General features: G+C 59.4%; 9 protein-coding genes. 2 read left to right on the top strand and 7 right to left on the bottom strand.

Going from position 1 to position 6,650, the window contains the following annotated elements:
• Positions 1-103: 103 nt before the first annotated feature.
• From LCF40_RS24005 to LCF40_RS22605, 6 genes are all read right to left on the bottom strand, one after another.
• Positions 104-466 carry an HVO_A0114 family putative DNA-binding protein gene (locus LCF40_RS24005; protein WP_465269292.1) on the bottom strand — a complete coding sequence of 121 codons (363 nt, stop codon included), beginning with the start codon at positions 464-466 and terminating at the stop codon, positions 104-106.
• Between the two features lie 87 nt (positions 467-553).
• Entirely contained in the window at positions 554-1,021 is a 468-nt protein-coding gene (locus tag LCF40_RS22625) for a hypothetical protein (RefSeq protein WP_224830389.1), read from the bottom strand.
• Between the two features lie 104 nt (positions 1,022-1,125).
• Positions 1,126-1,356 (bottom strand): hypothetical protein, encoded by a 231-nt coding sequence (locus LCF40_RS22620; protein WP_224830388.1) that lies wholly within the window; start codon positions 1,354-1,356, stop codon positions 1,126-1,128.
• 266 nt (positions 1,357-1,622) lie between these two features.
• Complete coding sequence (locus LCF40_RS22615) at positions 1,623-2,483, bottom strand: DNA-binding protein (RefSeq protein WP_224830387.1); 861 nt, start codon at positions 2,481-2,483, stop codon at positions 1,623-1,625.
• A gap of 772 nt (positions 2,484-3,255) precedes the next feature.
• The gene (locus LCF40_RS22610; protein ID WP_224830386.1) at positions 3,256-3,783 is read right to left on the bottom strand and encodes a PIN domain-containing protein; all 528 of its coding nucleotides are present in this window, start codon (positions 3,781-3,783) and stop codon (positions 3,256-3,258) included.
• Positions 3,783-4,349: a DUF7437 domain-containing protein gene (locus LCF40_RS22605; protein WP_114579237.1), complete on the bottom strand. Its 567-nt coding sequence runs from the start codon at positions 4,347-4,349 to the stop codon at positions 3,783-3,785. The genes LCF40_RS22610 and LCF40_RS22605 overlap by 1 nt, the downstream gene beginning before the upstream one ends.
• Positions 4,350-4,572: 223 nt before the next feature.
• On the opposite strand from LCF40_RS22605, the gene LCF40_RS22600 reads away from it, so the two are divergent.
• Complete coding sequence (locus tag LCF40_RS22600; protein WP_224830385.1) at positions 4,573-4,872, top strand: PadR family transcriptional regulator; 300 nt, start codon at positions 4,573-4,575, stop codon at positions 4,870-4,872.
• A gap of 97 nt (positions 4,873-4,969) precedes the next feature.
• Positions 4,970-5,329, top strand: a complete 360-nt coding sequence (locus tag LCF40_RS22595) for a winged helix-turn-helix domain-containing protein (protein WP_114579235.1) — start codon at positions 4,970-4,972, stop codon at positions 5,327-5,329.
• A gap of 81 nt (positions 5,330-5,410) precedes the next feature.
• On the opposite strand, the gene LCF40_RS22590 is transcribed toward LCF40_RS22595, so the two are convergent.
• Entirely contained in the window at positions 5,411-6,391 is a 981-nt protein-coding gene (locus LCF40_RS22590; protein ID WP_224830384.1) for a DUF7983 family protein, read from the bottom strand.
• Positions 6,392-6,650 lie beyond the last annotated feature (259 nt).

Here is a 6,650-nt window from a genome sequence, read left to right as displayed (position 1 = left end):
CCGCTGTACTGCTGCACCGTCATCGACCTCCGCCAAGATCTGGCGGAGGTCTTCGGTAGAGACGTTCTCCAGATTGGCCATACGGCCATTACTGACTCGAACTCTATGAACTTTTAGCCGTCAGTATCAAGACCGGTCGTTTTGCTTCACCATCTCCCTCTCCGCGATACTCGATAATGTCGAATTCGGCAAGACAACGAAGGTCTTTGCTTACTGCGCCTTTGTCTCGATCCAGTCGGCCCGCGAGGTCACTCACCGATGCAATGTTCTTACCATGCTGATCGAGGTACTGGAGTAATCCAAGGCGGCTCTCAGTAAGAACATCTCGTCCGTTCTCTCGCCGGAGAACGAGGACATCCGTGTACCCTCGCGCATTCAGATCAGTCGCAAATTCGTCTTGCTCAACCAGCCGTTGTGCTATGCGATCGTCTGGTTGACTACCAGTATCTGAACCAAGCTGTGACACACCGTGTCCTATTACCTCAACGGTGAGGGTCCCACCGATCCACCGAAAACTCGCATCACCTCGACTGATTCTCTCCCGGAACCGCGATCAGACGATCGGCTTCGGGCCACGTGACGCTACTACCACCAGGTCCGTCCTCCTCTCTCCTGCTGTCAGTAGTTCGTGCTGATCCTCGAGATTGGCACACGCTTCCTCGGCAACCTCAAGTGCTTCCTCCAACGTTGGGACTTCCGCTTCGATCTCTCCCCAGTCCGGGTTCGCGTTCGGGTACACTCCCACTTGGTACGTTCCACGGATCCGCTCGCGCCAGCTCGGCGACGGCTGGTACAGCGACGTCGGCGCGATCGTCACCTCCATCGGCGTCGACAGTATCCCCTCTTGTATTTCCTCCTCGAAGAATCGAACTAACGAGAGGACACACTTCCGTCGCCCCAATGCCCACTGACGGATGCTTCCCTGCTCGCAATCCCACGCCTCGAATCGCGCGTCGATGCTTTCGGTTGTCTCGAGTGCCTGTGCCGTCGCGAATCGACTGACTGAGTTCTGTATCGACATCTCTGAAACCCGCTACCCCTCCGGGGGGTCGAACAACGCCACCGGGTGGCTGCGTTGTCGTGTCACTCCTGTTCGGTTCATCGACCAGTCGTGTCTCGTCGAGCTTACCCACACGTCGAGCAGACGAGATCAACGTCTCGGATCATGGCTTCGTCGCACGCCGCCGTCGGCACCTGCCCGTATGTCCCGCAGCTGTCGCACCGCGTTCCAGAATGGGCCGCAAGCGCCTGCACTTCGCCGTGAGGATCGTGATCGGGTTTCGAAAACTGCGGATCGTCTTCGGCTGTGAACTCAACAACGACCGCCTCTGGCTGGGCGTCTGGTTGATCTGCCATCTCTGGAATCCTCCACCCCTCTCGCGGGGTCGAACAACGCCACCGGGCGGTGCGCTCTCACGACCACTCTCTCCAAAGCGGGTCCACCCGCCACTTCCCTGCGCGTCTGCCGAGCGGTGGCGCGCGATGAAAGCGTGCTTTAGCGCGCTGAACGCGCGAGGGACGACCGAGGAGGCGCGCACCAGTGCGCCCCGCAGGGAGGAGGATGGGGAGGACGCGAGCGCAGCGAGCGTGTGGTCGGACACGCAAAAAAAGAGGAGTCTCCGCTACTCGTCGGCCCACCACCGGCCGTGCTTGGGGAACTCGATCCGGCTCCACCCGGTCACGGCCAGGTTGCACCTGTCGTTGTGCCAGTTCTTCTTGACGTTCCTGAATCGCACCGTGTCGCCCTCGCTGACCTTCGTCTGGTAGGAGTTCTTCCAGACCGTGAACTTGATCTTCTCCGTGTCGTCCGCGATCAGGCCCACCTGCTGGATCGACGGCTTCGAGGGCTTCCACAGTTCGATGATCTCGCCTTCCACGTCCACTTCGCCCGTCTCGACCTCCGGCACGTCCGCGATGTCCACGATCGTCCCTGCTTCAGCCTTGACTTCGTCCATCTGCTCGAGGGTCGCGTCGATCACCGACTTCCCCTTCTCGACCTTCTCGGCCAGCCCACGGCTGACTGCCGCCCGGCTTGGCCCACTGCGCACGCTCTCCGTGATCCGCACCGACTGTGTGTTCACCGCTGCAACCTCCGTCCGCTCGAGTTCCGACCGGGGATCGATCCGCTCGATCCGCCGCTCACGACGCTGCTCGACGACGACCTCCCGGGTGCGCTCTTCACGCCCCTCTTGCTGGCCGAACGCCGCTTTCGCGCTGATCCGATCGAGCTCTTCCTCTCGAGCCCGGATCTCCTCTTCTTGGGCCAACGGCAGGTGGCCGTACTCGTTCTCCTCCCGTCCGACCACCGTCTCCGGGTGCTCGGTCTCGACTTTCGTGTTGACCTCCTGATCGACCGACGCCGCGAACTCCGGCGTCTCATCGACGACCTCGAACTCGTCCTCATCGACCGCTCGTCCGCCCTTCTGTTCGTCCGCCTGTTCATCGACCGAAACGTCCTTGTCGCTTGGGTTGGTACTAGACATTGGATCACACGATCCTGAAGGCGCTCACGCGCCCGACACCGCGATGCACTAACATCGCGGTTTTCAACGCACGTCACCGTCCGACAGACTCGTCTGCGCGCTCTCGCTTGCGCCTTCGCGAGCGCCCCTGGGCGCGAGCGAGAGCGCGCCTTAGGAGGGGACCCAACCAGCACCGCGCGCCGACCCGCCCGAGCGAGCGTCCAGCGCATTCCCCGTTCGCCGCGACGCAACCACGTCCGTCGCGGGCGGCGAAGCCGCGGTCCGCAGGACCCGAACGGGTGAAGCGCTGGCGCCGAAACCACATCCATTTTAGCCCGGCAGCGCAGCGACCGACTCCGGAGGGAGCGAGCAGCCCGGAATGGTCGGTCGCGAGCGACGCGGAGGGTGGCACGCGGCGAGCGGGGCGTGCCGGTTCGAATACATCGGTCGGACATCTCGAGGGCTGCCAGCTCTCGATCCCTCCGCCTGGTGGATACACAGGGCGAGACCGTCTCGGTCGTCCCCCGACGACGTCTCCGCGAGCCAGTGAGCGGAGAGCGACGAGAGCGGTGCCTCTCGCTCGGCAAGCACCGCAACGGAGTGAGGAGCGCAGCGAGTCGCGGGATGTCGAGCGGTCGAGGGCTTGTGGAGGGAGTCTCGATTCCCTCGAACATCGATGCATCAGCCTCTCACACCAAACGCGTGAGTGATCAGTAAGACACAGTCTCGACCGGCTTTCACTTCCTCAGAGAGCGGTGACAGTAGTAATCGGAGTCGTCCTCCGCGTTCGTTATCAGTCTACGAGAGACTGCAATAACCGCCGTCCCTCGACGACCGTTGCGCGATCTTCAACCCCCGCTGCAGCGAGTGCATCCGCGATAGCTTGTTCAGCAATCGAATCGCTCACAAGGACGGCGACGTGGGTATCGTTCTGTACTGTGTACTGATACGCCAGTCCCGCGAGAATCGTATCCGTCTTCTCAATATCGTCCTCGGTCACATCGTCTGCTGAGAGAGCACCCATTCGACGTCGGGTTTTGTCGACGACAGTGGAGACCCCAGACAGCGTGAAATCAATCTGACCGGGTTCTAACCATCCAGCATCCTGTGCCGCCTTAAGCCGATCGCGCTGGTAGACGTATGCATCCGGACTTTCACCCAGTTCTTCAGCGACCTGTTGGGGAACGCGAACGGTGAGATGCTGGTGTTGGACGTGACGCTCGAACGCTTGGTACTTCTCGTTTGAGGGCCCGCCCATCGCGAACAGCACGCTACTATCGATCACGACGATACTATCGTTCGGAATCGATTCACCTGCCATTACTCGGAACGATCAAGATAGGGATCGTATGTCGCTGCCTCCTCGAGAACGTCCTGCAGCGCAGTGAAGACGGTCATTCCCTCGACTGGATGGACATCGAGTTTGGTTGCAGCAGTTCGCTGGGAGAGTTCCCCATCCATGATGCGGCGGGTATAATGAACAGCTGCAGCGAGTTTGGCGACTCCCTGCCGATCGATGAAGACGCGGATATCGTCGTTTTCGAGTTGCCGCCCAATGGCGTCGATCATGGCTGGAGTCGCGAGGAGTTCACCATCGGGCCCGTCCATCTCGAGCGTGAGCGGTGTCGCGATGACTGTGGTGGGAGTCTCGTCTTCGTCTCGTCTAACGATGCCCATCTCCTCGAGTTGTCCAACGTACTTGTAGGTCGTTGAATGGGCCATCTCGAGATCGTCTTTGAGGTCGTTGATCGTGACTGGCCCATGCTTCAACACATGAATATAGAGCCGAGCAAGCTGTGGCGTCGTAAGGAGCTCGGCATACGAGAGGAGATCGTTGAACGTCTCTTCTGGATCCGGTGGGCGAGAGACGTGGTTTTCAGCGGACATCACAATCCATGTTCTATGGATAGTGTATTAAGCCTTTCTCACGGATGAACACCCAGGGTCGACAGCAAGTAGCAGCCCCGATGGACTCAGACGACTCCGTGCTGCTCCATAGAGGGGGTGATTTGATCAGATGAATGCTGAGGGCTCAGGGAGTCCATGAAACCCGGTCTCCTGTTTCGGACGAACTCAAGCGTATTTAGTGGTGGAGGAACGAGCGGGGTGTATGTTAGTTGAACTGACCGGATTCCAGCGCGACCTGTTAGTCGTCCTCAGTGGAATGGAGACGCCGAGTGGGAGTGAGATCATGAGCGAAGTCGAAAACGAGCAGGATCGCTCGGTCCTCCACGGACGACTCTACCCGAATCTGGACGACCTCGTCGACGAAGGATATATCGAAAAGGGGGAACTCGACGGGCGGACGAACTACTACGCAATTACTGGTGAGGGGTACGAGAAGCTCCAAGCCCGCTACGAATGGGAACAAGAGCATCTCGAGGCACGGTCAAATGGCGACACCGAGTAGCGAGTACAACGGTCTGAGGAGAGAGGTTCAGCCGACCGATACCCCGGGACGTGTCTAGCCAGAAGAGATATGTAGCATTGAGTGTTAACCTAATTTCATGAAACTCAGACAACCAACGGACTTCCTGATCCTGGAAGCACTCGAAGAGAAAGGCCGCAACGTCGCGACAAACCTGCAATCACACACGGGGAAGAGTCGAAAGAACATCAACACGCGGCTGCCCGTACTCGAGGATTACGGCCTCGTTCGGAAAATCGGACCAGCGGAACGTTCTGGGCTGTACGAGGTCACCCCAGACGGGAAAGCTGCCTTGATCTACCAAGAGCAGTACGACGAGGTCGACGACTTCGGCGCCCTTCTCGAAGGGCCAACCCCAGAACACGAACAGTCCACTGCGACAGCGGAACCCGCGTTCGTTCGTGGAGAGGATAACGACCCTGAGCCCGACGACGAATAACCTCTTTCACGGCATCGATTCCGGCAGAGTCCGGTATTCCGGCCTACTTGTCGGTACCTGAGTACGCACAGTGGTCGATGGTTACGAGCGTGTACTAACTTCTGTGCCCGGACTGAACTCGGTCAGCTCCTCGATTCGGTCCTCGAGTGCATCGACTTCCTCACGGAGGTCTTCGGCTTCGGGCTCATCACTCAACGCGAGTTGGTCTTTCAGCCCCTGGAGCCGACTCTCTTTGGTCTCCTCGTCGACGTCGGCCTTGCGGACATACTCTCGCTCGTCGATCTTGTAGACGGCAGACTCAGAGAGTTCAGTGACGTCGAGCGCTTCGTCGACCTTCTCGCGATCGACGGCCATGACGCGTTCGCGAGCGATACCTTCCTCCTCGAGGACGCGGAGCACTTTGTCATCGTCCTTGAGCGATCGGTTGCGCCGGGTGGTCCGCTGGACCGAACCATACTGACCGTGAACTGGCTGATCGTGGTGAAGGCGGTCGAGGAGAACTTCACGGACTTCCGTGCGGAGATCGCCTGCGTTGCGTTGGACGTCTGAGAGCAGCGTGTAGAGGTTGATGAGGACTGGCGTCTCCCACTCGTCGAACGTAGCGGGATCGTGACGCTCTAGCGTATCGATCAGCAAGAGCATATCCGCGTAGACGTCGAGATCGGGCTCGCTCCGATCCTGGTCGTCGTCGCTTGACGAAGAGGTCCCAGTGATGAGTTGGGAGGTCGTCGGTTCGTCGGTTTCGGTGAGCGTCTCGGCTCGCCTGTCGCACTCGTAGCGAGGGTGCAGACTCAACACGGCTGCATAGGGTTCAGCATCGGGCGGAAGACGCTGAAGCTGGAAGGTACCGCCAGCGTCAGTGATCCGCTCGGCGAGGGTCGCGAACTGATCGCGTTGGAGAGGGCGTGCGTCACCCGTTTCAGTTTCCGTAATCACGATGCGGTGCTCTTGGATGTCGGTGATACGAAACTCGGTCTCGGTGAGAGGAGTGACCAGTGTCGCCTCATCGTCGAGGGCGTCACATTCGTCGAGGAGCGTGTGCCAGCTCGTTCCAAACGCCATAGCAGCAGGTGAGTCCGAGAGACCAAAACATCTTGCTCGTATCGACCGAGTGATCGGCCTGCCCACCCGATCTCGACGGGGCGTGTTCCACCTATTCTGAGCCAGACCTCCCGTTACATACAGGCTCCTACGGAGCCTGTCCAAGAAACATCGACAGAGAACTCACATGACGTAGACCTTATCTAGCAGAAACTCCTGTATAGCGTAAGGATTCATCCGTGACGTTCAATTTTATCCGATACGATCAAGATCAGCAACA

The sequence above is a fragment of the Saliphagus infecundisoli genome (assembly GCF_020177375.1).
GTDB lineage: Archaea > Halobacteriota > Halobacteria > Halobacteriales > Natrialbaceae > Saliphagus > Saliphagus infecundisoli.
This window is presented reverse-complemented; position numbering and strand designations above follow the sequence as displayed.